Source organism: Aneurinibacillus uraniidurans (assembly GCF_028471905.1).
Classification (GTDB): Bacteria; Bacillota; Bacilli; order Aneurinibacillales; family Aneurinibacillaceae; genus Aneurinibacillus; species Aneurinibacillus uraniidurans.
In genome coordinates this window covers 1,175,949-1,201,616 of sequence record NZ_CP116902.1, presented here as the reverse complement: position 1 = coordinate 1,201,616, position 25,668 = coordinate 1,175,949, and the positions used below count along the sequence as shown (strand labels likewise).

At 46.7% G+C, this 25,668-nt stretch carries 29 protein-coding genes; 4 read left to right on the top strand and 25 right to left on the bottom strand.

From position 1 onward, the window contains the following. Window positions 1–241 precede the first annotated feature (241 nt). The 6 genes from PO771_RS06095 to PO771_RS06070 form a co-directional block, all read right to left on the bottom strand. On the bottom strand, window positions 242–2,374 hold the full coding sequence (locus PO771_RS06095) for a sigma-54-dependent Fis family transcriptional regulator (protein WP_272562384.1): 2,133 nt from the start codon (window positions 2,372–2,374) through the stop codon (window positions 242–244). Between the two features lie 86 nt (window positions 2,375–2,460). Then, complete coding sequence (locus PO771_RS06090; protein WP_272562383.1) at window positions 2,461–2,733, bottom strand: hypothetical protein; 273 nt, start codon at window positions 2,731–2,733, stop codon at window positions 2,461–2,463. A 130-nt stretch (window positions 2,734–2,863) separates the two neighbouring features. Continuing rightward, window positions 2,864–3,262, bottom strand: a complete 399-nt coding sequence (gene speD, locus PO771_RS06085) for an adenosylmethionine decarboxylase (protein WP_272562382.1) — start codon at window positions 3,260–3,262, stop codon at window positions 2,864–2,866. A 181-nt stretch (window positions 3,263–3,443) separates the two neighbouring features. After that, window positions 3,444–3,947 (bottom strand): DUF4446 family protein, encoded by a 504-nt coding sequence (locus PO771_RS06080; protein WP_272562381.1) that lies wholly within the window; start codon window positions 3,945–3,947, stop codon window positions 3,444–3,446. A 107-nt stretch (window positions 3,948–4,054) separates the two neighbouring features. Continuing rightward, the gene (locus PO771_RS06075; RefSeq protein ID WP_272562380.1) at window positions 4,055–5,566 is read right to left on the bottom strand and encodes a leucyl aminopeptidase; all 1,512 of its coding nucleotides are present in this window, start codon (window positions 5,564–5,566) and stop codon (window positions 4,055–4,057) included. A 111-nt stretch (window positions 5,567–5,677) separates the two neighbouring features. Beyond that, window positions 5,678–6,277, bottom strand: a complete 600-nt coding sequence (locus PO771_RS06070; protein WP_272562379.1) for a hypothetical protein — start codon at window positions 6,275–6,277, stop codon at window positions 5,678–5,680. 156 nt (window positions 6,278–6,433) lie between these two features. On the opposite strand from PO771_RS06070, the gene PO771_RS06065 reads away from it, so the two are divergent. After that, window positions 6,434–7,063: a YktB family protein gene (locus tag PO771_RS06065; RefSeq protein ID WP_272562378.1), complete on the top strand. Its 630-nt coding sequence runs from the start codon at window positions 6,434–6,436 to the stop codon at window positions 7,061–7,063. A gap of 74 nt (window positions 7,064–7,137) precedes the next feature. On the opposite strand, the gene PO771_RS06060 is transcribed toward PO771_RS06065, so the two are convergent. Beyond that, on the bottom strand, window positions 7,138–8,118 hold the full coding sequence (locus PO771_RS06060) for an NAD(P)H-dependent flavin oxidoreductase (RefSeq protein ID WP_272562377.1): 981 nt from the start codon (window positions 8,116–8,118) through the stop codon (window positions 7,138–7,140). A 214-nt stretch (window positions 8,119–8,332) separates the two neighbouring features. Between PO771_RS06060 and PO771_RS06055 the strand changes: the two genes are divergently transcribed. Continuing rightward, entirely contained in the window at window positions 8,333–9,802 is a 1,470-nt protein-coding gene (locus tag PO771_RS06055; RefSeq protein ID WP_479688787.1) for an aminotransferase class I/II-fold pyridoxal phosphate-dependent enzyme, read from the top strand. 59 nt (window positions 9,803–9,861) lie between these two features. Here PO771_RS06055 and PO771_RS06050 read toward each other — a convergent pair whose 3' ends face one another. From PO771_RS06050 to PO771_RS06040, 3 genes are all read right to left on the bottom strand, one after another. Further along, complete coding sequence (locus PO771_RS06050; RefSeq protein WP_272562375.1) at window positions 9,862–9,978, bottom strand: GapA-binding peptide SR1P; 117 nt, start codon at window positions 9,976–9,978, stop codon at window positions 9,862–9,864. Window positions 9,979–10,185: 207 nt separating this feature from the next. Beyond that, window positions 10,186–10,479: a DUF3055 domain-containing protein gene (locus tag PO771_RS06045; RefSeq protein ID WP_272562374.1), complete on the bottom strand. Its 294-nt coding sequence runs from the start codon at window positions 10,477–10,479 to the stop codon at window positions 10,186–10,188. 193 nt (window positions 10,480–10,672) lie between these two features. Next, window positions 10,673–11,200: a MarR family winged helix-turn-helix transcriptional regulator gene (locus PO771_RS06040; protein WP_272562373.1), complete on the bottom strand. Its 528-nt coding sequence runs from the start codon at window positions 11,198–11,200 to the stop codon at window positions 10,673–10,675. 208 nt (window positions 11,201–11,408) lie between these two features. On the opposite strand from PO771_RS06040, the gene PO771_RS06035 reads away from it, so the two are divergent. Beyond that, window positions 11,409–11,888, top strand: a complete 480-nt coding sequence (locus PO771_RS06035; protein WP_272562370.1) for a DUF1885 family protein — start codon at window positions 11,409–11,411, stop codon at window positions 11,886–11,888. An 86-nt stretch (window positions 11,889–11,974) separates the two neighbouring features. Here PO771_RS06035 and PO771_RS06030 read toward each other — a convergent pair whose 3' ends face one another. The 8 genes from PO771_RS06030 to fabI all read right to left on the bottom strand — a co-directional run bounded on the left by PO771_RS06030 (window position 11,975) and on the right by fabI (window position 16,686). Further along, entirely contained in the window at window positions 11,975–12,460 is a 486-nt protein-coding gene (locus PO771_RS06030; protein WP_272562369.1) for a hypothetical protein, read from the bottom strand. Window positions 12,461–12,537: 77 nt separating this feature from the next. After that, window positions 12,538–12,918 (bottom strand): DUF4912 domain-containing protein, encoded by a 381-nt coding sequence (locus tag PO771_RS06025; RefSeq protein ID WP_272562368.1) that lies wholly within the window; start codon window positions 12,916–12,918, stop codon window positions 12,538–12,540. Window positions 12,919–13,033: 115 nt separating this feature from the next. Further along, window positions 13,034–13,663, bottom strand: coding sequence for a hypothetical protein (locus PO771_RS06020; RefSeq protein WP_272562367.1), 630 nt, complete (start codon window positions 13,661–13,663; stop codon window positions 13,034–13,036). A 64-nt stretch (window positions 13,664–13,727) separates the two neighbouring features. After that, window positions 13,728–13,883, bottom strand: coding sequence for a hypothetical protein (locus PO771_RS06015; protein WP_272562366.1), 156 nt, complete (start codon window positions 13,881–13,883; stop codon window positions 13,728–13,730). A gap of 136 nt (window positions 13,884–14,019) precedes the next feature. Then, window positions 14,020–14,574, bottom strand: a complete 555-nt coding sequence (locus tag PO771_RS06010; RefSeq protein ID WP_272562365.1) for a phosphatidylglycerophosphatase A family protein — start codon at window positions 14,572–14,574, stop codon at window positions 14,020–14,022. Between the two features lie 142 nt (window positions 14,575–14,716). Beyond that, window positions 14,717–14,896, bottom strand: a complete 180-nt coding sequence (locus tag PO771_RS06005; protein WP_272562364.1) for a hypothetical protein — start codon at window positions 14,894–14,896, stop codon at window positions 14,717–14,719. A 58-nt stretch (window positions 14,897–14,954) separates the two neighbouring features. Further along, the gene (locus tag PO771_RS06000; RefSeq protein ID WP_272562363.1) at window positions 14,955–15,800 is read right to left on the bottom strand and encodes a PHP domain-containing protein; all 846 of its coding nucleotides are present in this window, start codon (window positions 15,798–15,800) and stop codon (window positions 14,955–14,957) included. 115 nt (window positions 15,801–15,915) lie between these two features. Further along, window positions 15,916–16,686 (bottom strand): enoyl-ACP reductase FabI, encoded by a 771-nt coding sequence (fabI, locus tag PO771_RS05995; RefSeq protein WP_272562362.1) that lies wholly within the window; start codon window positions 16,684–16,686, stop codon window positions 15,916–15,918. Between the two features lie 100 nt (window positions 16,687–16,786). Between fabI and PO771_RS05990 the strand changes: the two genes are divergently transcribed. Beyond that, a complete protein-coding gene (locus tag PO771_RS05990) occupies window positions 16,787–16,969 on the top strand; it encodes an aspartyl-phosphate phosphatase Spo0E family protein (protein ID WP_272562361.1) in 183 nt (60 codons plus the stop codon). Between the two features lie 246 nt (window positions 16,970–17,215). On the opposite strand, the gene spo0A is transcribed toward PO771_RS05990, so the two are convergent. From spo0A to dxs, 7 genes are all read right to left on the bottom strand, one after another. Beyond that, a complete protein-coding gene (spo0A, locus tag PO771_RS05985; RefSeq protein ID WP_272562360.1) occupies window positions 17,216–18,004 on the bottom strand; it encodes a sporulation transcription factor Spo0A in 789 nt (262 codons plus the stop codon). 214 nt (window positions 18,005–18,218) lie between these two features. Then, window positions 18,219–19,541: a SpoIVB peptidase gene (gene spoIVB, locus PO771_RS05980; RefSeq protein ID WP_272562359.1), complete on the bottom strand. Its 1,323-nt coding sequence runs from the start codon at window positions 19,539–19,541 to the stop codon at window positions 18,219–18,221. A 118-nt stretch (window positions 19,542–19,659) separates the two neighbouring features. Continuing rightward, window positions 19,660–21,387, bottom strand: coding sequence for a DNA repair protein RecN (gene recN, locus PO771_RS05975; RefSeq protein ID WP_272562358.1), 1,728 nt, complete (start codon window positions 21,385–21,387; stop codon window positions 19,660–19,662). Window positions 21,388–21,409: 22 nt separating this feature from the next. Further along, entirely contained in the window at window positions 21,410–21,859 is a 450-nt protein-coding gene (gene ahrC, locus PO771_RS05970) for a transcriptional regulator AhrC/ArgR (RefSeq protein ID WP_272563109.1), read from the bottom strand. Between the two features lie 47 nt (window positions 21,860–21,906). Beyond that, a complete protein-coding gene (locus tag PO771_RS05965; protein ID WP_272562357.1) occupies window positions 21,907–22,764 on the bottom strand; it encodes an NAD(+)/NADH kinase in 858 nt (285 codons plus the stop codon). A gap of 195 nt (window positions 22,765–22,959) precedes the next feature. Continuing rightward, window positions 22,960–23,778 (bottom strand): TlyA family RNA methyltransferase, encoded by an 819-nt coding sequence (locus tag PO771_RS05960; RefSeq protein WP_272562356.1) that lies wholly within the window; start codon window positions 23,776–23,778, stop codon window positions 22,960–22,962. A 3-nt stretch (window positions 23,779–23,781) separates the two neighbouring features. Beyond that, complete coding sequence (dxs, locus tag PO771_RS05955; protein ID WP_272562355.1) at window positions 23,782–25,662, bottom strand: 1-deoxy-D-xylulose-5-phosphate synthase; 1,881 nt, start codon at window positions 25,660–25,662, stop codon at window positions 23,782–23,784. Window positions 25,663–25,668 lie beyond the last annotated feature (6 nt).

Below are 25,668 nucleotides of genomic sequence, written 5' to 3'. Positions count from 1 at the left end.
GGTAAAAATAATAAAATTGCTATTTTTCTAACTCTCGGTCTCTCCTACCGAAAGCGGACGACGGTTCTTATTCCTCTCTGTATACCATTATACATTGCAAGTAGTGTGCCAAAAAGCATTTTGTCACAAAACGCTTTAAAAATCTAAGAAAAATCGTCACTTTTCATAAGCTGAATTCGCTTTACAACAAAAAATGATGCGATTCCGATGCGCATCGCATCATTTCTGCATCATTTTCGCATCAATGCGCATCGTTTTTTTGAATGATACCATATTTTTTTAAGCGGCGTGCAATGGTCGATTGATGAACCCCAAGCACTTGAGCTACTTTGCGAGTACTCCGATACTGTTCATACAAACGAAGCAATTCCTCCCGTTCCTCATCCCGCGTAGCAGGCCGCTTCCTCACTTCTTCTTTTGTATCCCGCATCCCAGAGTCCTTTATACGTGAAACATGTCCTGGCACATCAAGCATCGCTTTTGGTAGTTGTTTTACCTCAATAATCGGTCCAATCGTTGTTACAATCAAACGCTCAATAATATTTTCCAGCTCTCGTACATTACCCGGCCATGGATACGCCTGCATCACTTCTAATGCTTCATACGACATGCGCTTATCAAGCCGATGCTTCTCATTAAACTTACTAAGAAAATAATGAATCATCGGGAACAAATCATCCGGTCGTCTGCGCAGGGGAGGAATCTCAATCGGGACTACATTAATTCGATAATACAAATCCTCACGAAAGCGACCTGCCCGCACTTTCTCCAGCAGATTGACATTTGTGGCCGCCACCAGTCGGAAGTCTACCATTCTCTCTTTCACATCTCCAATACGTATAACAGACTTCTCCTGTAGCACTGTCAAAAGCTTCACCTGCAAATCAAGCGAAAGATCCCCGATCTCATCAAGAAACAGCGTTCCGCCATCTGCAAGTTCGATCAGACCAGGTTTCCCCTTTTGCTGGGCACCCGTAAAAGCGCCTGGGGCATATCCAAATAGCTCAGACTCGAGCAAGTTGCCTGGAATCGCACCACAATTAATCGAAATAAACGGGCCGCGCTCCCGGGTGCTGCGCTGATGGATCAGTTTAGCAAGCACACCTTTGCCGACGCCGGACTCTCCAAGAATTAGAATCGATGTATCAACCTGCGCAATACGAATACACATCTGGATGATGTTGCGCATCTCTTCGCTTTCGGCCACGATGCCCTCGATCTCCATTTGTTGGGCACGCAGCACTTCAAGTTCGGAATGATAGCGCTCGGATAGCTGTTTCGCTTCAGCAAGCTCTGCCTGTACCTGATTTAACTGACTTAAATCCCGACAATTCATGACAACCTGTGAAATCTCTCCGCTCTGGTCATCAAAAATCGGCGTTCCCGTCGTCAAAAGGACGCTTCCGTTCGCCAGATTCTGAATGACACTGACCCGTCTACGCTGCTCAACCACCATACTGCTCACTGTTTGCGAGATAATCCCCCGACGTTCTAGCTCCTCTTCTTGCATACCAATCGCGTCTTCTGCTAACACGCCCGTCATGCGGCTAAATGCCTGATTAAAATGACGAATGACACCGCGCTGGTCTGTCACCACAATTCCATCATGAGACGATTCAATAATCGTATCAAGCTCCCGGTTGAGCTTTTGTACCGCTGTCAGCTCGGCAGAGATACCTTCTAGTTCCGTAATATCCTGCATGACGCTTGCCATCCCGATTTTCCGGCCCTCATCTGTGACGATCGGGGTGTGGTTAATAAGCAAGCGACGACCACCATAATTAAGCCGCATCATCTCTTTTTTCTCCAGGGAAAGCAAAAGGGAGAGTAGCGTCTGATCTGATACTAATTCGGCAAGTGACTTGCGTACAACATCTTTCTGCCGAAAACCTAGCAAACGCTCGGCCGCCTGGTTAATCGACAGTACCCTCCCTGATAGATCTACAGCAACAATTCCATGATAGGTCGATTGTAAAATCGCATCAAGCTGCGAAATCGTCCGGCGGGTCTGATGTTCAAACGCTCGAAGAATATCCGTTCGGGTCAAAATTCCAATCAGCGTTCCCACCCGATCAATAACCGGCAGGCGGCCCGCATCTAGCTCCTCATCCCATCCTTCATAAATCTGCTGATCTTCATATAGCGTTACCAGACGGGTCTGCATAAGCTGCTCGACCGGCGTTTCTTCCGGCAGGTGGTTTTTAGTGGCGCGAAATACGTGTGATTTCGTAATGAGCCCAATCAACTTATGTGCTCGGTCTACAACTGGCAATCCATCAATGCGGTATTCAACCATTAACGAAGCCGCACGGCTTATCGTTTCTTCTTTGTACAGAACGATTGGATTTGGTGTCATATAATCACGCACCCACATAAGGCTACCTCCTTCTCGCTAAAAGAAGGAAAAGGCAAGCGCCTTTTCCTTCATCTGACCTCTTTATCTACCTATCTTCCCTTGCTTTATTGTCCGTAGCGTGGCTCACGCTCAATCGCTGCTAGCATCACTTCTACTGATTCCCGATCATACATGCGCATTTTCGTTTTGCCGGCAGTTGTGTATGTAACATGGTACATCGTTTCATCGTGTGTAACATCGAGCTTCTCTAGCTGATGGTCCTGCTCAAGAATCGAGCGAAAAAAGTCAGCAGTCTGCTGCGCTGCTGTATCATCTGGACGCGCATCGGCGACCACTTTAATCTGCAAATAATCAAACAGTGCGGTGTCGATTTTCATAGATCTGCTCCTCTATTGTTTAGATATTGATTCGCTGCAGCTTTGTATTTTAATAGTAACTACCACACGACTAAAATACAACTCCTATACGCAAAAAAGGAAGATGCAGAGCACCTTCCTTTACCGTTCGTTACGCATTCACGTGTTTTTTCACTTCTGGTGTTACAACTTCCATCTCCCCTACGCCACGAATCAGCTTCTTGGCATAGTACTTCTCTGGCTTCAGAATTGAAACCATGTAGTCGATGGCAATCTGCGGATCCACTGTTTCCCCGCATGTGTAGCAATCTAGAGCCGCGAACCCTTTCTCCGGGTACGTGTGAATGGAGATATGACTTTCCGAAAGCATAACAAGTACAGTTGCACCCTGCGGTTCAAACTGCTGCGCCTGCACGGACAATACTGTCGCACCACACGCTTCTGCAGCTTCCACCATATGGTTCTTCAAAAACTCTGCACTGTTGAGAAGTTCGAAATCGACTCCCCACACATCAATTGCTACATGTCTGCCGAAAGTTGAGTATTCCATCTTCCGGTCCCCCTTCCTAGGATGAGTAATGTGGTTAAACATCGCTAGGACCTACGTCATTCACCACGGGGGCGAGTGAGCACGAGAAAATCCCACCCTTTAAGTGAATCCTGGTTCCTAATTGATTTCTCTAACGAGAATTAAAATAACATGGATACGAATATGTTGCAACCCTTTTTTCTTATTCTCTGCCCGAACTTTTCAGTGCAGCTTCAAGCGCCTGCTGCTCTTCTTCCGACAGCGTATAAGACGAATGTCCAGCCTCAATCGGCTTCGCGTATACACGTGATTCATGACGACCGTAGATGCTTGTTATCACCATGCCAGATCCGGCTTCATCCACAAGTGCAAGCGAGAAACTAAGATCGCTCCCCTCCTGCTCAAACGCACAAAAACGAACAATTCCCAGGTTGCCCTTTTGCTCACGAACCCGCGTACGCATCTCTTTTGCAAGCGCACTGACTTCACGCTGGGATTCATCCAGCGCCTCCATTCGACTAAATAGCTTCTCAAGAATCTGCTCCAGGTTTTCTTTAGACGATCCCTGTGCCAAGCGACGGAATCGCTTTTTCAAACCGCCGAATTTTACGGTAAGCACAATGTTCCATAAAAGCAGAACAAGTACGAGTAGCAACACCGCTCCGGCAACTCCCGCAGCGATTTCTTTCGTAAACCATACCTCCACTGTTGTTCCATCCTTTCACTGCATTAAATCCATGACGTCTTTTATTGTAAAACAGATGGACAGTGGAGACCACATGAAATTATCTCTTTCTAACGAAATCCTGCTACTTACTTCCCGCCGAAACGAATGGCAAGTTGAATAAGCGTACGCACCGCAACACCCGTTGCGCCCTCCGGATGATGACCGCGGTCTTTATCAACAATCGCCGTTCCGGCAATGTCAAGATGTACCCATGGCGTATCTTCCGCGAACGCTCCGATAAAAATCCCGCCCTGAATACAACCGGCTGGACGACCGGCGTCGTTTTTGATATCAGCAATATCACTTTTAATGTATTCTTGATATTCTTCAAAGTTCGGGAGTTGCCACATTTTTTCTCCCGCGATACGTGCTGCAACCTTCACTTCATCAATCCATTCTTCATTGTTCGTGATCATCCCAGTCGCTGCATGTCCGAGAGCGGAAACAACAGATCCTGTAAGCGTTGCCACATCAACAAGCTTTGTGGCTCCAAGATGCTTTGCATAAGCTACCCCGTCTGCAAGAATAAGGCGCCCTTCTGCATCCGTATGCACAATCTCAATTGTTTTGCCTGAAAAAGAGGTAATGACATCCGCCGGCTTCAGGTTATTCCCCCCAATCATGTTCTCACATGTCGGCATAACCGCAATCACGTTTACATGCGGCTGCAAGGCCCCAATGCCGTCCATTGCAGCAAGCACAGCCGCTGCACCCGCCATGTCCGTTTTCATCTCACCCATGCCTTCATCTGGCTTCACCTGGATTCCACCTGTATCGAACGTAACACCCTTACCGACAAGCCCAAGCACCTCCCGGCTATCTGGCGCACCATGATACTTCAATACAATCATCTTCGCCTCGTTTACACTCGCCTGTCCAACACCAAGCAGGGCTCCCATGCCAAGTTCTTCTAGCTCCGCTTTGTTGAGTACTGTAATTTCGAGATTGTGATTACGAGCAATGCTCCGCGCACGGTCTGCAAGAATAGCAGGGGTCATTTTATTGCCTGGTTCATTGACAAGATCACGCGCCAAATTCGTGGAGTACGCCATCACATCGGCACGATGGAAGCCTGCTTCTACAGCCGATTTGCCCATTCCTTCTTCGACAACAAGCGTGAACTCTTCAATCGCAGGCACAGGATCTGTCTGCTTTTTGTAGCCGACAAATACATATGTGCCAAGTTCTACACCTTCTACAACGCTCTGTACGATATCAACCGGATTCCAGAGTGATCGCTGTACATAATAATCAGCCACACCAAATGTTAAATTTCTCACACCTTTTTTCTGGGCATGACGCGCAGCAATTCCAACAGCATCACGCACTTTATCTACCGTAAGCTCAGCTTCTTTACCAAGGCCAAGTACGATCGTTCGTTTTGCCGGGATTTTCCCCCAGTTATGTAGCAGAGTTACCTCTCCAAATTTACCTTTGATTTCTTTTTCAGCAATGAGCTGTGAAATGCGATGATCAAGCGCACTGTCTACTGTTTTTGCATGACCTTTAAGCGTATCCTGATCTTCACAATACGTTACGATTAAACAATCTGTCGCAATTGCTGCGATAGCCTCTGTCGATAATTTTACTTTCATCATGATGCACCTCCGCAAAATGTATGTGTTTATAGTATGCCACAAAAAAAGCATGCCTCTCATAGAAACAGAAGCATGCGTACTATATTCCTTATAAAGAAAGCTATTTCCTGCTTATACTTCCAATAAAAGCATCTCGTGGCGCAATTCGGCAAGCCGTGCTTTTGCCCGCTCGGCCGCTGCTGTGTCCTCTTTTGTAAGCGCTTTATTCAAGCGATCAAGCTCCACATCTACTTCCTGTAATAAATCAGGAATGCGCTCTTCAGCGTCCTTTCGATTAAACGCCGCTTTCACATCTTCGATTGACACAGAACATACTTTCTCAAAAACAATTTCACGAAGCGAACCGTTGATCTTAATAATTTGTTCAGCCTCTCCATAGCGAATGCGCTGTACTGTCAGCTGTCCGCCGGAATAAATCTTTACCACAGCATGTCCACGTGCCTGTTCGATAAAGTAATACAAAATCTTTTCAAAATTTTGATCTAAAATATTATAATGCCGATCGCGCATCCTGTATTTCTTACCAACCCTGTGAAATATCAGACGATGCCGCTGCGAGTCAGTTATAACGGACAGAGAGAAATACCGCGATGTTTCTTTCCATGCGACCTTCATACCTTGCGCTGTCATATGGGCAATCAGACTATGGATCTGAAATTCATCAAACCACAAGACGACATCACTGTATTCGATCTGGTCATATACATGCATGAGATTCCCTCCATTCTGGAGTTATCTGATTTATCATAATTTTCTTATTGTTAAGTGTATCGTACTTTCTTTATGAAAGCAACACGTTTTTGGTGTTAACAGGCTTCGTTCAATATGATACGATCAGCGTACAGTATACATACATAGGAGGCCATTATGTCCTACTTTACGGAAGAAGATTTTGCTGTTTTTACTATCCCAGGTCTGGATGCACGTATGGAAGCGCTGAAAGCGACTGTGCGCCCGAAGCTTGAAGCGCTTGGAGCCCGTCTTGCTCCTGTTCTGTCCGCTCAGTGCGGTGAGGAAATGTTCGCGCATGTCGCCAAGCACGCTAGACGGACGATTAATCCACCAAGTGATACATGGGTCGCATGGGCAGCCAGCAAGCGAGGCTACAAAATGTTACCCCACTTCCAAGTCGGCATGTGGGAAACCCACCTGTTCATCTGGTTTGCCGTCATTTATGAGGCGCCCGTAAAGCCTACATTCGGAACACGCCTTGTCGCAGCAGCAGAACACATCCACACTCTTGTACCCGCTTCATACGTTTGGTCCTTCGACCATACAAAACCGGGTACTATTCCACACACGTCCATAGATACAGCCGCGATCACAGATGCGGGTGAGCGCTTAGCACGCGTCAAAAAATCAGAGCTTCTATGCGGCATTACCCTTGCCAAAGAGGAGGCGCTCCAATTAAATGACCAGGAGCTACTTGTCCGCATCGAAGAGACCTTCCATACGATGCAGCCGCTTTATAAACTAGCCTGTGGGGAAAGCATCTAACAAATTAAGGCAAGGAAAAGGCATACACCTTTTCCTTCCTTGTAATCACTCGCCTTCTCCATCACTCTTGCTCTCTATCCCCGTACATCGACCCCTTCAAATGCATGACTCAAGCGCGATACGCCTTTGTTTGCCTGAACGATCATGCGATCTACCAACTCCTGAACAGTTGGCACATCATCAATCAACCCGATAACCTGTCCAGCCCAGCCATAGCCCGTCTCTTCACTACCATCATAAATATACTGGCAGTTTGCGCGTCCGCTGATCATATCTTTTAATGCCTCATAATCAGCCCCCTGTGCTTCCCGTGCAACAATATCAAGCGCATGCTGCGTACGTAACGTACGGCCAGGTGCGCCAAGCGTCCGTTTGATAATAACCGTATCTGTTTCCTTGCCTTCTACAAGTGCCTGTTTATACGTCTCATGCGCATGGACACACTCTTTTGTGGCAATGAAACGCGTCCCCATCTCAATCCCTTCCGCACCAAGCGAAAGCGCTGCCAAAAGACCTCGTCCATCTCCAATTCCACCACTTGCCAGCACCGGAATCGATACAGCATCTACAACACGCGGAATAAGCACCATCGTCCCGATATCGTCACGTCCGAGATGACCGCCACCTTCCTGTCCGACTGCCATGACCGCATCCGCTCCAAGCTCTTCTGCCTTTTGCGCCTGACGTACACCAGCAACCAGTACAAGCGTCCGAATTCCCGTTCCAGCAAGACGCTCAAAAATCGGCTTTGGATTACCGCCTGTAATGGAGATCGCCGGAACTTTTTCTTCAATCGCCACATCTAGCATCGCTTCATAAGAATGACCGTGCTGCCCGATCGCAAAATTCACACCGAACGGACGCTCAGTCAGTTTGCGCACCTTTTGAATCTCGGCACGCAATGCTTCCGGAGTCTTCAATGTCATCGCTGTAATCTGTCCGAGGCCTCCTGCATTCGATACAGCCGCCGCCAACTCTGCATAAGCAAGATATGCAAGTCCTCCCTGCACAATCGGATACTCAATGCCAAAAATTTCAGTCACGCGTGTTTTCATACTCGTCTCTCCTTCTCACTGGGGTAGAATACTGTTGTATACCTTAACTATTCGCTTCCATATAGCAAAATCCTGTCTATTTTTTCAGAATGGTAAAAATACGATTCAGGATGAAAATTGTGAGAGCATTTGTTATACTCAATTATGTTTGCAAGCTTGCGAATAAGTCGCCGTTCGTACAGGCGAGAAGATAGAAGAAATGGGGAATGAAACAGTGGATCAAACAAAAACTCCCCTGTTTACAGGGCTTGTGGAACATGCACGGCGCAATCCGATTCAGTTCCACATTCCAGGGCACAAAAAAGGCTTAGGAATGTATCCAGAATTTCGTGAATTCATCGGGCAAAATGCGCTATCAATCGACCTGATTAACATCGCGCCGCTCGACGATCTACACCATCCAAAAAAAATAATTAAAGAAGCGCAGGAACTTGCAGCAGAGGCGTTTGGAGCTGACTATACGTTTTTCTCTGTTCAAGGAACAAGCGGAGCGATTATGACAATGATTATGTCAGTTGTCGGGCCAGGTGAGAAAATCATCGTGCCTCGTAACGTGCATAAATCCATCCTGTCTGCCGTTATTTTTGCGGGCGCTATTCCTGTATTCGTCCATCCTGTTATGGACCCGAATCTAGGAATTGCACACGGCATCACCATCGACTCCGTCCGCAATGCACTGTCGCAGCATCCAACCGCTAAAGCAGTACTGGTGATTAATCCGACATACTTCGGCGTATCAGCCAATCTCAAAGAGATTGTGGATGTCGTCCATGAGCATGGTATTCCTGTTCTTGTCGATGAAGCACATGGTGTTCATATTCACTTCCACGATGATCTGCCGATGTCAGCGATGCAGGCAGGAGCTGACATGGCTGCAACGAGCGTGCATAAGCTAGGCGGCTCCATGACACAAAGCTCCGTGCTGAACGTGCGGGAAGGACTCGTCTCAGCGAACCGGGTCAAGTCTGTAATCAGTATGCTGACGACAACGTCAACGTCGTACATCTTGCTTGCTTCGCTCGATACAGCACGAAAGCAATTAGTTATGCATGGCAAAGAAATGCTGGATCACGTGCTTGAGCTGGCACAACATGCTCGCTCCGAGATCAACAGTATCAAAGGATTATACTGCGTTGGAGAAGAAATTCTTGGCAGTGCTGCTACTTATAACATGGACCCGTCCAAACTGATTATTCAGGTGCGCGGCATTGGTTTAACCGGACATCAAGTAGAAGTATGGCTGCGTGAAAAATATAACATCGAAGTCGAATTGAGCGATCTATACAACATCCTGTGCATCTTAACTCCGGGAGATTCTATTCTCACTGTGACGACACTTGTGCAGGCACTACGCGAGCTCGCTCGTATTCAACTAGGCAAGGAATCCATTCAACCACTGACGGTGCATCTGCCAAAAATTCCAGACCTTGCCCTTTCTCCACGTGAAGCATTTTATGCAGAGACGGAACTTGTACCGCTGCGTGAGGCAGCCGGGCACATTATGGCAGAATTTATTATGGTATATCCACCGGGCATTCCAATTGTGCTGCCGGGTGAAATGCTTACTCAGGATAACATTGACTACATCATCGAGAACCTAGAAGCCGGGCTGCCAGTACAGGGCCCTGAAGATGAATCCATCGAGATGATTAAAGTGATTAAACGCAACCCGGCGATTCGCTAATGTAATAGAAAAGGACCGAATGAGCTATACACTCATTCGGTCCTTTTCATTATGTCATACTATTTCTTTTCTCCACAGGAAGAGCAGTCACATGTATTCGCATACAACACTTCTACTTTCTCCGTTTCATAATGCTCAATAATTGTGTCACAATGCTGGCAGATAATTGTGCCCATATCCGGTTCCCCCTCGCGTATTACGCTCAATATGTTATGTCATTAATATAATATGACATACTAATATCGTCAACCGGTATTTTAGCCTTTTTTCTGCCACTCCTGACCTGACCAATATAAAAAGGAGCTGTCTCTATCGTCATCATTGACGATTATAAGACAGCTCCTGTACGTACAGTATCATAAGCTACAGATACTATGAACACGTTAATATTGTGTCATAGTGTGGTCTGTATGTGGCAGTTGACTTTCTAAAAAGATGGCCAGTTCACGCGCCTCTTCATCCGTGGGAATGGAAAATTTTCTTTTTAGAACGTCAAGGTTTTGTGCATCCTCAGCGCACATTAGAGAGGAACGCCCTGTCTGCATGCAGATGACCAGGGGTTTTCCAAAAAACTGGTTCGTGTAAACAATGCCAAAATCATAACGGGCATTTTCGGATACAAACCCAACAAAGTTTACTTTTGTTGATTCAGATGTACTGTATAATCTTTCGAACATGTTTTCGAAACCTCCTGTCATGATGAATTGTCTTCTTGCCTTTATCTTATCATACAGGTAATATATAACGAAATATTGCTAATTACCTATTTATTAAGCGTTTACATTGCAAAAAACCGCCATTCTGAAATGAAAGGCGGTTTTCTTTATTCCTCTTTATATAGACAGGCAACTGCAATATGTTTCATATCGGTTATGTCGCAGCTATGCTGCAATTGTTCTTTTCACTGTCTCGCAGCCAGTAAACCTTTTCTGGTCCATGCAGTTCTTCTGCGAGAAAATCGAGGCACTCATAGAAAAGAGCCGATACATTGCGTCCATAACGAAGCTCCAGACTCGCAAGCGCATTCGTAATCCGAAATACGTCGGGTGCCTGCTCTTCATTGAGTTCCACAATTTCTCGGCCACGATCTGTCAAAAATACATTAACAACTCGACCATCCTTATCACTTTTCCCAATCGTTACAAGCCCCTTCTCCATCATCTTCTTGACATGAATGACAACAGATGAAGGGTGCCAAAACGTCCAATCCGCAATCTGCGTAACGCGCACCCCTTCGTAGCAATATACGATTGATAGAATATTAAGCTGAACAGCTGAGTCAAGCCCCAATTTCCGAGCTGCTGTCTCCCAGTCATCCTTATTTACAACGCTGATCGCACGCAGCGTGTTCAAAACTTGATGCAAATCATGCCGACTATGACTCTCTTTGTTATCCATGATACGTCTCTCCTTCCCCCTCCAATAAATATTCTTATATTCTAATTATTTTATCTACTATATAATAGTACATTTTTCTAAAAATTTAGTCAACAACTTAATTCTCAATTAGCCCCATTTTTTCACTGGAAGATTAGTTGCCAAAGTATGTATCCAATGCTAAACTCAACGTTAGATGGACGAAAAATCCAAATGGGAGTGAGAAACCGTGAGCAGAAGCGCCTATATCATATTTGTGGAAGGTTCTACAGTCGCACAAGCCTCTATTGGTGATGTGAAACAAAAGCTAGACCAGTATACAACTGTCCTCAAAAAAACAGGAACGCAGCTGGACTGGGCATACGACCAGTTTGCCTTCCCTTATACCATAGAAGAAAAACCAGAAGGACAAGGGCAATGGTTTTATCTCAAAGGAACAGATGAAACTTTGTACCGCTACATCCTGATCGGAGCCGGAACGCGTACAATTGAACAGACCATCACAGAAGCAGATCCAGATCATGAAGGTCAGACACGCACACGCACCGTTCCAAAAGAACAGTCATACATACAAATCACCCTTACTGAACAATCTACACACGGAGATAAATGTAAGGCCAATGAGTTGTGTCGCTATTTTGCAAGCGAATACAAAGCAGAGTTACATATGTTCAACGATCGGGTTATGTATTTTAATCCGCGCAAGTAAGCAAAGTAAAAAGCTGCATGGGCACATTACCCATGCAGCTTTTTTAGTGAAAAAGGGTTCGACCTTGTTCTCCCCTTTCCTTCTTACTACTCTCCTGCTACCTCTACATATGTCTGCACTTTCTGCAAACATACATGTTCATTTTTCTTCAGGTTGTACCGATATCCCGCGTATAAATACGCCGCATCCGCGAGAGAAAGTCTGGGGTGACAGACCACTCCCTCTGTAGAATACGGATTATCAAAGATTACCTGCCACATACCGGTGCGCTCTGCTGGTGCTACCGATGCCAATGCTTTTGCTTTTTCCTGTTGTACCGCTGTAAGCTCGTCCCAGATGTCATGCCAGGACGGACTATACTCACCGGGAGCAGGCAAAGCAGCATGTGCCCGCTTAAATGCTTCTTCCCAGGCTACAAGCCCCTCTTCATCTGCAACCGTTCTAAGTTCCTTTTCCAAACAAAAAATGATAGCCTGTACCGCTTTATAGCCTTCAGTCTGTAAGTAATCGGCCAACTCCTGCACAGTCATCGCACCTGTAAGTGCTGCTTTGGCCCATTGTTCGTAGTTCATCACAATCCCCCAGTCTTTCTCTTCTCTGTACATATTAAAAAAGGAGCAGACAGAGCTGCTCCTTTTTTTACATCTTGCTACCCTACATAGGGTAGAATGTGATCGGATCGTTTCAGCGAATAATACCGACCGTCAATCATGCGCACGCCCAGTTCCACACAATACTTACGCTGAGACTCAACCCCGTACAAAAGCCAGTTTGCGCACTGGAAGTTAATATCGAAATCAACATACGTATCCAGTCCATCATTCTTGATCATTCTGTCCGTAATATCGTACAGCCGAAGTACAAACGGCAGCTCTCCTACTGGAATCGCAAACCGTTGCTCAATAGCCTCCCTCTGCTGTTCTTCTACATCCCATACTGCTGCAAGCGATTGTGTATCTTTCCATGCGACACGTAGACTCGGACCATCCATATCTGTACTGGACTCACGCCTCTTAGGCTTCGCTTTCATCCGCTGCTCTCTTTCCTTTCTATAATAAAGTAGACACTGCTAAAATTTCTTAACGATAGTAGCTATTATTATACCATCGTTTACATGGAATAGAAATACACGGACAGGCAAAAGGCTATTGGGCATGTATAAGATTCTCGCCGACGATCATGTACTCATCGTCTGAATCCCGCTTCATAATCAACTGTACCCGGTAATCTCCAGCCTGCCGAAAGTCCATTCCTTTTACGTTATGCGTATACAGAAAAGCCGTTCCATTCCGGCCTGTAGCATAGCTCTGTGGATAGCTAACGTACTGCTCGGTTCCAGAAGGGTCGCGAACAACGATCTTGAAAACAAGCATGCTGTCAGGAGGCGCATTATCAATATCAGCAAACACAGAAAATGATGCTTTGCTGCCTGCTGTTACCGCCATAAAAGGAGAACGAATCGTATACTCTTTATCTCCCTCTTCCTGAATTCCCGCTGCTACAATCATATTTACATTCGGTTTTACGATATTAATCGTCCCGGTTGCCTCCTCCTTAGAAAGAAAGGCTCCCATCTTTTTGGTCAATTCGGCAAGCGGAGCCATGGTGACGCCTTCCAGATTAATGACAGGCGGATGACCTTCCTTTCCAAATGCAGCTCCGTTCCATTTTACATCCACTATGGGGTATTTCCCGAGATAGCTTTCTCCTGAAGCTGCGGCGGCCACACCGGACACACATAGCGATGCAAGTAGTATGAGCACTTTTGCTTTCATCGTCTCCCTCTTCTCCGTCCTATCATCCTATACAGTTATACGTACAAAAGGCTAGTTTGTTTCGCTAGGCAACCCGGTCCTTGGGAGGGTCCACCGGCGGTATAAACGGTGGATCATGCGGCAAATCAACTGAGATACGCCAAGCAAGATGATAATTCCATGCGTCCATCACCATAGATACCCCGACAAACAAAACTTGTTGAACCACTCCTTCGTTCACGGTACCGCCTCCCTATGTATATTCACAATAGTATATGCGCGGTGGGCCTATCCCTACTCCTTCTCCCACTTCCAAACCACGTTACGATTATACAAAAGAAAACGTCCGGTTATCTCCCGGACGTCTTTATGTGCATTTATCCAGCCTGCTCATCATTAGCCTGAAACTCGGATCGGCGTTCTTCTTCGCGCTCCTGTTCATCACGCAGACGATGTGCCATCCGGCCTGACGCGGATGCTGCAATGCTTGCTACGAGATCATCAAGGAATGTATGGATTCCTCCTCCGCGCTTCGTATCAAGCCGCTTAATAATGCCAATTTTTTGTTTATCAAGATGTCCGAATGTCGTGACTGCAATACTCCCATATCCAAGAACGGAACCGAGAGCAAGCGTTTCATCACATCCGAACAACCCTTCATCCGCTGCAATGATCGACTGCAACGGCTCAGATAGCATATTCTTCTCAGCCATAATATCCAGTTCAGTCCCGACGAGAATGGCGTGCTGAATTTCCCTCTTTTCCAAAACAGCGTGAACGCTTTCAATACATGCCTGAATTTTCAGGCCTACATTGTACGGTGCCTGCATCAAGTAGACAACTTCAGCGATATCTTCTACCGTTACACCACGTTCAGCAAGCCGCTGTAACGCTGCTGCTTTCACTTCTCTGCTGTGTATTTGTCTCTTCATCCTGTATCCCCTTCCCACTATGCGCCACGATGACAAGTACTTGTAAACGTACTCTTACTCTTTATCATATCATATTAAATAGAAAACGATGACACGATTCCCGTTATTTACATGCAAAAACAGGCATAAAAAAAGATCGGCACTAACTCCGATCTTTTTGCTCCTGCTCTAGGCTTTCAACTCCTGTATGAGCGGGTTCATGCAATGTTTGCCATTCTGTGCTTGCTACGGCTTTATTCATCAGTACGGCAAGCAGATAACTTGCCCCAAATAATAAAAGAAGTGCAATGAATGATAAAATAACACTATACACAATTTCCATTCTTTCATCTCCTTTCCTACTCTATAACATGCGCAGAAAAGAGAGAATCTATACAGAGCTATAACGCTATCTGGTACTTTTGAGCACGCTGCCGTAATTCCTGTACAGTAGTTAGAGGGGTCGATCTGTTCCCAAGATCTGCATGAAACACGATATCATTCCGCATGCCGTGAAAATCAGAGCCGGCCGTTTTACTAATTCCCGCTTCATCTGCCAATGCGCTATACAGCACCTCATCCTCTGTATTATTATCCGGGTGATACACTTCAATGCCATCAAGCCCATACGCAATAAGCGTGCGGACAAGTTCTGGATTTTTGTACAGACCTGGATGCGCAAGCACGGCCACGCCGCCTGCCGCATGAATGAGATCAATCGCTTCCTCTGGTGTGATACGCGGTGGATTGACATACGCGGCTCCTGTACTACCCAGGTAACGGGAGAATGCTTCTTCCATAGAAGAAACAATTCCTTTCTCCATGAGCACTTCTGCAATATGAGGACGGCCAACATTGCCGGCTGCGTCTTTTTTACGTGCCGCAACTTCGTCAAGCGTAATATGAATACTAAGCTCAGCAAGTTTGGCTAGCATCATTTTATTGCGCAAATGACGTACATCGCGCAGCTCTTCAAGCCGAACGAGAAAATCTTCGTCTACCGTATTCATATAATAGCCAAGTACATGCACATCATGGCCGTTATAAACGGAACTGATCTCAATTCCTGGCACAATCTCAATCCCGTGCTCCGCTCCAGCAGCCTGTGCTTCCGCAAGCCCTGCCACCGTATCATGATCTGTAATAGCAAGCGCGGCAAGCCCTTTTGCTTTTGCTCGCTCAACTACCTGGCGCGGTGTGAATGTTCCATCTGACGCCGTTGTATGGGAGTGTAAATCTGCTCTCATTTCTCTCACCTCATCCGAATTTTGTGATGCTCTTAGTTTAACAGAAAAAAGCTGTCCCATTCGCCATATTCTAGCTTTCAGGACAGCTTCTTCTTTTCAAAACGGTTTGTATACCTTATGCCATTACGTTAAAACCAGCATCTACATGCAGTACTTCTCCTGTAATGCCGCGTGACAGATGACTGAATAAGAACAATGCCGCATCCCCTACTTCACTCTGGTCAATTGTGCGGCCAAGCGGTGCTTTCTCTGGCACATTCTTTGTCAGGTCATTAAAGTTGCGAATGCCTTTTGCAGCAAGCGTACGAATTGGACCAGCTGAGATTGCATTCACACGAATGTTCTCTTTGCCAAGATCAGACGCCAGGTAACGAACGCTCATCTCGAGCGCTGCTTTTGCCACACCCATCACGTTGTAATTCGGTACAACACGTTCGCCGCCCAGGTATGTCAGGGTGACAAGGCTGCCACCTTCCGTCATCAGCTCACGTGCTGCGTTTGATACAGATACGAATGAATACGCACTAATATCATGCGCCATCGCGAATCCATCGCGGGATGTAGCACTAAAGCTTCCCTCCAGATCTTCTGTTTTCGCATAAGCGATGCAGTGTGCAAGACCGTGTAACACACCCACTTCTTCTTTAATACGGGCAAACGCAGTTCGAACATCTTCATCATTCGTTACATCACACGGAATAAGAATGGTACGCTTCTGGCCCAGTGTCTCAACTAATTCCTGCACATTTTCTTTCAGGCGCTCTCCCTGGTACGTAAAGATCAGATTCGCCCCTGCTGCATTTAATGATTGCGCAATCCCCCATGCAATACTGCGTTTATTGGCAACGCCCATTACTACGATATTTTTATCTTTTAATAAATTCATTCCATCTATTCCTCCTTCATATTTATCAGTACTCTTCTTATGTACATATTACATGTTCTTCCCACATATACTCCTTGTAATAAAGGAGGTCGAACATGTCATGTCTACGATCAAATCGTCCCCTTACCTGTACGTTCTTCAACACGAAATTCAATCCTTACGCGAACACATGCATCAGATTGCTCATGAGAAGAAAAATCTAACCGACCCGGACGTTGTGCGTATCAGTCAGTTGTTAGATGAGAAGCTGAATCTGCACCATAAGGTCCTCACGTCACACTGATCGATCTACCGTATAAACGGCAACACAAGCGGCAACAAAATCATGGACAACACAAGGGACAGCACCATGATGATGGAAATAATCATATAGGCTTTTTTCATTCGCACAAGCATATCCCCCCTTACTTTCCATAACCCTAGCTAAAAATACCATGTTTATAAAGTATTTTCAACGGAAAGGCCCACTTTCGTATAAAAGAAGCGGCGGACTGCATGCCAGTCTACCGCTTCTTCGTCTCGTCCTTCATCATGACACATGATGTTCAATTCGCAGCTTATCCGCCACCATCGCAATGAACTCACTATTGGTGGGCTTCGCCTTTGCATTGCTTACCGTGTAGCCAAACAGACGGGCAATGGACTCCATGTTCCCCCGATTCCATGCCACCTCGATTGCATGACGAATAGCCCGCTCGACACGGCTTGCTGTTGTGTTAAATTTCTTTGCGATTTCCGGGTACAAAATTTTTGTAATCGAACCCAGCAGCTCTACATCATTATATACCATTGTAATCGCTTCTCGCAGATACAGGTACCCTTTGATATGAGCAGGTACGCCAATTTCATGAATAATATTCGTAATGTTCTGGTCAAGCGTCTTTCCTTTTGATGGCAGCGACGGAGGACGAAGCGTATGTACAGAAGAGGTAACAACAGCGGATACACCAACAACCTGGCGTAAACGATTTACCAGTACCTCCATATCAAACGGTTTCAAAATATAATATGAAACGCCCAACTCAACTGCTTTCTTTGTAATTTCTTCCTGACCAAACGCTGTTAGCATAATGATTTTCGGCATAACAGGTAGCTTCATATTTCGGATCTGTTCAAGCACAGCCAGCCCATCCAAGTGTGGCATAACGATGTCGAGAATTAGTACATCCGGTATCGTATGGTTCATTAGATTGAGTACTTCATTCCCGTTAAATGCGACACCTGCTACTTCAATGTCTTCCTGTGCGTCCAGGTATTCCTGAAGCAACTCTGTAAACTCGCGATTATCATCCGCAAGAATCACTTGAATTTTTTTCAAAATACGCTCGCCCCTTTTTTTGCCTGCTGTCCTAATTATATTTTCACAGCACGTGACTGTAAATCCCCATGTAAATTGCACCTATGTATCAGATGAATCCTCTCTCGTAAACTTCGACGTGATACATGTATATCCTTCCAGCTTTCTTAGATTAGTTTTCGACGGATCTTCCTTCATTTCGACGTAATATTCAAAAAAAAGAAAAAGCAGGGCGTTAACTCGCCCTGCTTTGCTGTTCAGATCGGTTCCGAATGTCGATTCCTGCGTCCTGCAGCATCCACTCGATGTAAGTCCCATACCCACTTGTCGGATCATTAACAAATACGTGTGTAACAGCACCGACCAGTTTGCCATCCTGAATGATCGGGCTGCCACTCATCCCTTGTACAATCCCACCCGTTTTTTTCAGAAGTACGGGATCGGTCACTTTCAGGATAAGTCCCTTAGTGGCCGGATATTTTTGTGGAATTACATTTACAATTTCGATTTTGAACTTTTCTACTTTCTGCCCATCGACCACCGTATAAATCTCGGCCGGCCCCGGTTTGACCTGTTCGCTTAATCCAACAGGAATAGGTTCTTTCCCAATCGTATTTTCTGGAAGTTGACGCATTGCACCAAAAATACCGAATGGCGTGTTCTTCTCAATTGAACCGAGCTTTACCCGCTCGTTCTTAAAAATCGCAAACTTCTCGCCCGGCGCACCGCTTTCCCCTTTTTCAATCGAGGTTACACTCGACTGAATGACATGTCCGCCACCAACTGTAATTGGTTTTCCTGTATCGACATCCGAAATTACATGTCCGAGTGCGCCATATTTAGTACTCTGTGGCTCATAAAAAGTCAGCGTACCGACCCCCGCTGCCGAATCACGAATGTAGAGTCCCATGCGGTACATGTTTTCTTTGGCGTCAAGAGCAGGTACAATCTCTGTTTTCAGTGTTTGCTTGCCGCGTAGAAGGGTGAGTTCAACCTTTTTTCCATTGCGACCAGACTCATTGATGAGTTTCCCCACCTGGCTCATACCTTTAATCTCAGTACCGTTAATGCGCGTAATCATATCCCCAACTTTTACATTTGCCTGTTCTCCAGGTGAGATTTTTTGTCCGCCACTTTCAACAAGATGATGGCCGACAACGAGAACCCCCACCGTCTGTAGCTGTACACCAATCGACTGTCCACCTGGGATTACTTTCAAGTCTGGCAATACTTCCACATCAACCGTTTTTACCGGGATATTGGCAACTTTCAACATAACCTTGGCATCTCCTGGGTGCCCTGGCTGAATGGTAAGCGGATGGCGCAAGTCCACCTGCTGATCGGCAGCAGCGGCTACATGCACGACATCCGGATCACTCGTTTCAACGGTAGCAGTAACCGGCATCGTCAGCGATAACTCTGTGAGTGACCCCTGAAACATGCGGATTTTTTCCGGAAATGAAGCGAATTGCTGAAAAGGGGCTGAAGAGAAAGTGAGAAGAGCGAGTACAAATACAATGCAGCCAATGATTGTTTTCTGTTTATTGCGGGTGTTCAACGGGTCATCACGCTCCTACACGTTCCCTACCTACACCTCCATTTTATCTGTACTACTAATGTTGCCGGACTGCCGTGCATTTATAACCCGCTTGCTTCAAACAATCTCTTCCGTGATCTTATTCCTGCATTTCCTTTTTTAACGCATCTGCCTGGGCTAACACTTCGCGAGCGTTGTCTTTTGTCGTCTCCGTCACCTGCGCTCCACCGAGCATGCGAGCCAGTTCAATGACGCGCTCCTCATGCGTGAGCGCTGTCACGTGCGTTTCGGTTTCGGTTTCATTCATGTGCTTCTCAATGCGCAGATGCGTATCAGCCATGCTCGCCACCTGCGGCAGGTGCGTAATGGAAAGAACCTGCCGTTTGCGCGAGACACGCACAAGCTTCTCTGCGATGGCCTGAGCGGCACGCCCGCTTACCCCGGTATCCACTTCATCAAAAATCATCGTGTCAATTCGTTCTGCATCCGCCAGAATGGTTTTCATGGCCAGCATAATGCGCGATAGCTCACCACCAGATGCGATTTTTGTTACCGGGCGCAGCGGTTCTCCTGGATTTGGTGCGATCAGGAACTCTACCTGATCAATCCCCGTTCCAGTTACTCGTACACGACTGCCGTTCACATCGAGACCGTCTTCATCTTCGATATGCGTGACCGCCACTTCAAATCGGGCGCGGGACATATGTAAATCCCGCAGCTCCTGCTCGATGGATGTGGCAAGTTCAGATGCAATCCGACGGCGAAGCTCGGACAATTCCTGTGCTTCTACCGCTAAGTCGAGCGCAGCTTCTTTCAATTTCTTGTTCAAAGCTTCAATTCGACTCTCCCGGTTTTCCATCTGGTCGAGTTCATCTTCAATCGATGCTCCATATTCGAGAATCTCATCCACAGACAGACCATACTTCCGCTTTAGCCGATTGATCTCGTCAAGCCGACTTTCGATCTGCGACAGACGATCGGGATCAAATTCAATGTTGTCCCGGTATGACCGAATGGAACGGGCTGCTTCTTCCATTTGATAAAACGCCTGTTCGACCATCTGATACGTTTCCTTCAGTTCTTCATCGTACGCAAGGACACTTTCCAGATTGCTCATCGCATTGCTAATCCAGTCTACACCTCGCTGCTCACCGACGAGAGAACGATAGGCATCTTCTAAGCCACGTACCATTTTTTCACCGCCGGACAGCCGCTTCTTCTCCTTCTGCAGCTCCTCATCTTCGAGCGGCTTCAGATCTGCTTCCACAATTTCCTGCAACTGAAAACGAAGCATATCCATGCGCTGGACAAGTTCCCGTTCGTTAGTTGAGATGTAGGCAAGTTCTGACCGGATCTGCTTATACTGTTCGTACAGCTTTCCGAATTCCTGCTTCGTACAGGCCGCCTGCTCATCCCCGAATGCGTCAAGCCATTCAAGATGGCGATCACCTTGCATAAGCGATTGATGCTCGTGCTGGCCATGAATGTTGATCAGCCACGGGGCAACTTCGCGAAGCATCGAAATCGTAACAAGCTGTCCGTTAATGCGACAGACCGTCTTGCCGTTACTCATCACTTCCCGCCGTACAATCATCATGCCTTCCTCTGTCTCTACACCAATCTCACGCAACATGGCGAGGGCAGGAGCATCAGCTGCAAAATCAAACAGCCCTTCAATTTCTGCCTTTTTACAGCCGTAGCGAACGTAATCAGCTGAACCACGCCCGCCGAGCAGCATGCCAATCGCATCAATCAGAATCGATTTCCCTGCTCCTGTTTCCCCTGTCAAAATCGTAAGTCCCCGCCCAAATGAAACGGAGACTTCTTTAATCACTGCAAAATTTTTGATGGTAAGCTCAAGCAGCATATGTGAAGGCCCTCCTGTTGCACTACAGCATATCGATAAACCGCTGAGACATTGCGGTCGCATAATCTTTTGAACGACAAATGATGAGAATCGTATCATCGCCGCAAATCGTGCCCAGAATTTCCGGCCATTCCAGATTATCAATCAATGCTCCGATGGCGTTCGCATTCCCTGGCATCGTCTTCATCACCAGAAGATTGTCTGCCTGATCAATGCAAATAAAGCTATCAATGAGTGTCCGCTTCAGCTTGTGCTGCGGATTGAAGCGCTGGTCTGCTGGCAGAGAATATTTGTAACGACCATCATTCGTCGGTACTTTGACGAGATGAAGCTCTTTAATATCACGCGATACAGTAGCCTGTGTCACATTGAAGCCTGCTTCGCAAAGCAGTTCAACCAGCTCATCCTGTGTCTCTACATCATTACGAGTAATAATCTCACGAATTTTAATGTGGCGCTGTCCTTTATTCATCGTCTTGCCGCCAGACAGCACGTCCGGTGTTTGTGATTCGTCCATTTTTATTCTGTCTCCCCTTGTAATTTCTTGCGTACGACTTCAAAAAAGCTCCGTTCTTTCCACTTGATCAATGAAGTAATATGCGACGAACGACGAATGATAATCTCATCCTCAAGCTCAAGTGGATATCCAATCTGGCCGTCAATCGTCAGGCCAATATCCGTATGTGTTGCATCTACTTTGACTCGTAGCACGCCGTCCGCAGGCAAAACGAGCGGGCGAGCTGTCAGCGAGTGCGGGGCAACTGGTGTCAGTAGAATTACATTAATGTGGGGCACTACAATCGGGCCTCCTGCCGACAGCGAATACGCAGTAGAGCCGGTCGGCGTCGAGATAATAATGCCGTCACCGTTATACGTTCCAGCAAACAGATCATCTGCATATACATGACATTTGATCATGCGCCCGAAACTCCCTTTAGCAATGCCAATATCATTTAAGGCAACAGAATGATGAATGATCTCTCCTGCACGCCTTACTTCTGTTTCAAGCATCATACGTTCTTCTACACAATAATCCCCGTGTAAAATTCGATTAACGGCATCCGGCAAATCGTCTGGTTCTGACTCTGACAAAAAGCCAAGATGCCCAAGGTTAATGCCAAGAATCGGAATGGAATACGGTGCGATTTCACGAGCAAGCCCGATCAACGTACCGTCACCACCTAATACAAAAATTAGGTCAACTACCTGATGGAACTCATGAATGGGAAGTGCCAGGTCCTGCCTGCCGATATGGGCGGCCACCACATGATCAATATACACGCCTGCCTGCTTCTCTTCAAGCAAGCGCACCAGCTCCTTAGCAATCAGCCAGGCATTCGTTTTATCTTTATTCATCACGATTCCTATCGTCTTCACTACCAACACCTCAATATCCCCAGGGTGAGTTGCACAACTTTCTTATTCTCCATTATATCTTCTTTCCCCTGCGACTGCATAAAAATGCAGAAAAAAGAGAGAAGACAAAAGAACGATTTTACGGTAGAACAGGCAGCGCCTTGTCTATCCTTACATCGCTCTTATGTGTTCTCCCCCTCATCTTTCTTCTCTCCGCTAAAATGTTACATGTGCTTCCTGTACAGTACGTACAATATCTGCTTCATGTTCATCTGCTGCACCCGATTTTGGCTCGTTGATCCACTCTAAGTCAAGCAAGAATTCGATATTTCCTTCCCCGCCTGTAATCGGAGAAAACGACAATCCACGGACACGGAAACCTAATTCCTCGCTAAAGCGCATCATCGTCCGCAGCACCTCTTCATGCACACGCGGCTCCCGAACAATGCCGTGCTTACCGACTTGCTCACGCCCTGCTTCAAACTGCGGTTTTACAAGTGCAAGCACACGGGCGCCAGTATCAAGAAAATCTTTCAATACCGGTAAGATCAGGCGAAGGGAGATAAAGGAAACATCAATTGTAGCAAATCCAATTTTTTCTCCATCCCATTCGTCTGCCTTCAAATGACGGAAGTTCGTTCGCTCCATCACAACAACCCGTTCATCCTGGCGCAGCGACCAGTCAAGCTGGCCATAGCCGACATCAATGGCATACACAAGCCGTGCACCATGCTGCAGCGCACAGTCTGTAAAGCCACCTGTGGAAGCCCCAATATCCATGACAACTGCATCCGTCAGGTCAATGCCAAATGTACGGATCGCTTTCTCCAGCTTCAGACCACCACGACTGACGTACGGATGAACCTGGCCTTTTACTTTTAGCTCTTTATCCGTTTCTACTTTCGTACCGGGTTTATCGTATCGTTCTGTTCCTACGTAGACGAGACCAGCCATAATCGCTGCCCGTGCTTTTTCCCGACTTGGGAAGAACCCTTCTTGCACCAGCCGGACATCAATTCGTTCTTTTTTACTCATTCGTTATGCCTGTTTCCTCCCTGCTGGCCAGAGCGTACGTGCTTTTTGAGCAATGTCTTCCGCTGTCAGGCCAACTTCCTGTCGCTGTTCATTTACACTGCCATGTTCTACATAGAAATCAGGAATCCCCATTAGTTCAACGACTGCATCATGATAGCCGTGCTGTGCATACCATTCAAGAACCGCACTGCCGAAGCCTCCCTGCACAACACCTTCTTCGACTGTGATAACATGGTAGCCATCTTTTGCTAACTTGAGCAACAGCTCTTCATCAAGCGGCTTGGCAAAACGTGCATTCACAAGCATCGGTTTGTGCCCTTCTGCTTCTAACATGTCCGCCGCTTTTTCAGCGAGCGGCACCATGTTCCCAAATGCGAGTATCGCTACACCCTTGCCTTCGCGCAGCACCTCCGCCTTCCCGATCGGCAGTCGTTCGTATACATTATCAAGCGGCACACCCACTCCATTGCCCCGTGGATAACGAACCGCCACCGGACCATCGTAACAGGCTGCCGTGTAGAGCATGTGCTGCAATTCATTTTCGTCTTTTGGCATCATAATCGTCATGTTCGGTATACTGCGCATGTACGCAATATCAAACACACCTTGATGTGTCTCGCCATCTGCGCCGACTAATCCAGCTCGGTCGATCGCAAATACAACATTCAAATTCTGGCGGCACACATCATGCACCAACTGGTCGTAGCCACGCTGCAGGAACGTAGAGTACACCGCAAACACCGGCTTCAACCCCTGTGTGGCAATGCCTGCGGCAAGCGTAGTCGCATGCTGCTCGGCAATCCCTACATCGAAGAAACGATCAGGGAATGTCTGCGCGAACTTCTTAAGTCCGGTTCCACCTGGCATGGCAGCCGTAATCGCCACAATTCGCTTATCGTCTGCCGCCAGCTTCGTAATGGTATTTCCAAATACACTTGTATAGCTTGGTGGCCCTTCAGACTTAAGCGTTTCGCCACTTTCAATTTTGTACATGCCCACACCGTGGAACGTATCCGAATCATCCTCGGCCGGCGTATACCCTTTACCTTTTTTCGTAATGACATGAACAAGCACCGGGCCTCTTGTCTGCTTAGCCTGATTCATAGCCTCCATTAATGCCTTGAAATCATGGCCATCGACTGGACCAAGATACGTAAAGCCAAGTTCTTCGAATAATATGCCAGAGACAAGCAAGTACTTTAAGCCATCTTTTAAACGCTCAGCAATTTTGGCCATTGTGCCACCCACTGCCGGAATGCGCTTAAGCAAATATTCAACTTCTTCTTTGGCACGTCTGTAACCGTCATTCGTGCGGATCTTGCTCAGATAATTATGCATCGCTCCTACGTTAGGCGCGATGGACATCTCATTGTCATTAAGGATGACTGTCACATTCCGGCCATCATGTCCCATATGATTCATCGCTTCGAATGCCATTCCGCCGGTTAGTGCCCCGTCTCCGATGATTGCCACAACATGACTCTTTTCTTGCTTAAGGTCACGGGCAATGGCCATCCCCATAGCCGCTGATAGCGATGTACTGCTATGCCCCGTCTCCCATACGTCATGCTCACTTTCGTTCCGCTTCGGATACCCACATAAGCCTTTGTACTGGCGCAGCGTATCGAACTGGCCTGTACGACCGGTCAGCATTTTATGTACGTATGCCTGATGTCCGACATCCCAGATCAGCTTGTCCTGTGGACTGTTATACACATAATGCAGGGCGAGCGTCAATTCGACAACCCCAAGGTTCGGTGCAAGATGCCCACCGGTTGCCGATAAATTTTTTATCAAAAATTCACGAATCTCCCCTGCCAGCTTAGAAAGCTGAGGAAGTGAAAGTTTTTTTACATCTTGAGGGGAGTTGATAGTTGCTAACAAGTGAAA

Bases quoted from the DNA above. Each gene is read 5' to 3' on its own strand.
- PO771_RS06095 (WP_272562384.1), bottom strand. From the start codon at position 2,374: ATGTGGGTGCGTGATTATATGACACCAAATCCAATCGTTCTGTACAAA.
- PO771_RS06090 (WP_272562383.1), bottom strand. From the start codon at position 2,733: ATGAAAATCGACACCGCACTGTTTGATTATTTGCAGATTAAAGTGGTC.
- speD (WP_272562382.1), bottom strand. From the start codon at position 3,262: ATGGAATACTCAACTTTCGGCAGACATGTAGCAATTGATGTGTGGGGA.
- PO771_RS06075 (WP_272562380.1), bottom strand. From the start codon at position 5,566: ATGATGAAAGTAAAATTATCGACAGAGGCTATCGCAGCAATTGCGACA.
- PO771_RS06070 (WP_272562379.1), bottom strand. From the start codon at position 6,277: ATGCATGTATATGACCAGATCGAATACAGTGATGTCGTCTTGTGGTTT.
- PO771_RS06065 (WP_272562378.1), top strand. From the start codon at position 6,434: ATGTCCTACTTTACGGAAGAAGATTTTGCTGTTTTTACTATCCCAGGT.
- PO771_RS06060 (WP_272562377.1), bottom strand. From the start codon at position 8,118: ATGAAAACACGCGTGACTGAAATTTTTGGCATTGAGTATCCGATTGTG.
- PO771_RS06050 (WP_272562375.1), bottom strand. From the start codon at position 9,978: ATGGGCACAATTATCTGCCAGCATTGTGACACAATTATTGAGCATTAT.
- PO771_RS06045 (WP_272562374.1), bottom strand. From the start codon at position 10,479: ATGTTCGAAAGATTATACAGTACATCTGAATCAACAAAAGTAAACTTT.
- PO771_RS06040 (WP_272562373.1), bottom strand. From the start codon at position 11,200: ATGGATAACAAAGAGAGTCATAGTCGGCATGATTTGCATCAAGTTTTG.
- PO771_RS06030 (WP_272562369.1), bottom strand. From the start codon at position 12,460: ATGAACTACGAACAATGGGCCAAAGCAGCACTTACAGGTGCGATGACT.
- PO771_RS06025 (WP_272562368.1), bottom strand. From the start codon at position 12,918: ATGAAAGCGAAGCCTAAGAGGCGTGAGTCCAGTACAGATATGGATGGT.
- PO771_RS06020 (WP_272562367.1), bottom strand. From the start codon at position 13,663: ATGAAAGCAAAAGTGCTCATACTACTTGCATCGCTATGTGTGTCCGGT.
- PO771_RS06010 (WP_272562365.1), bottom strand. From the start codon at position 14,574: ATGAAGAGACAAATACACAGCAGAGAAGTGAAAGCAGCAGCGTTACAG.
- PO771_RS06005 (WP_272562364.1), bottom strand. From the start codon at position 14,896: ATGGAAATTGTGTATAGTGTTATTTTATCATTCATTGCACTTCTTTTA.
- PO771_RS06000 (WP_272562363.1), bottom strand. From the start codon at position 15,800: ATGAGAGCAGATTTACACTCCCATACAACGGCGTCAGATGGAACATTC.
- fabI (WP_272562362.1), bottom strand. From the start codon at position 16,686: ATGAATTTATTAAAAGATAAAAATATCGTAGTAATGGGCGTTGCCAAT.
- PO771_RS05990 (WP_272562361.1), top strand. From the start codon at position 16,787: ATGTCTACGATCAAATCGTCCCCTTACCTGTACGTTCTTCAACACGAA.
- recN (WP_272562358.1), bottom strand. From the start codon at position 21,387: ATGCTGCTTGAGCTTACCATCAAAAATTTTGCAGTGATTAAAGAAGTC.
- ahrC (WP_272563109.1), bottom strand. From the start codon at position 21,859: ATGAATAAAGGACAGCGCCACATTAAAATTCGTGAGATTATTACTCGT.
- PO771_RS05960 (WP_272562356.1), bottom strand. From the start codon at position 23,778: ATGAGTAAAAAAGAACGAATTGATGTCCGGCTGGTGCAAGAAGGGTTC.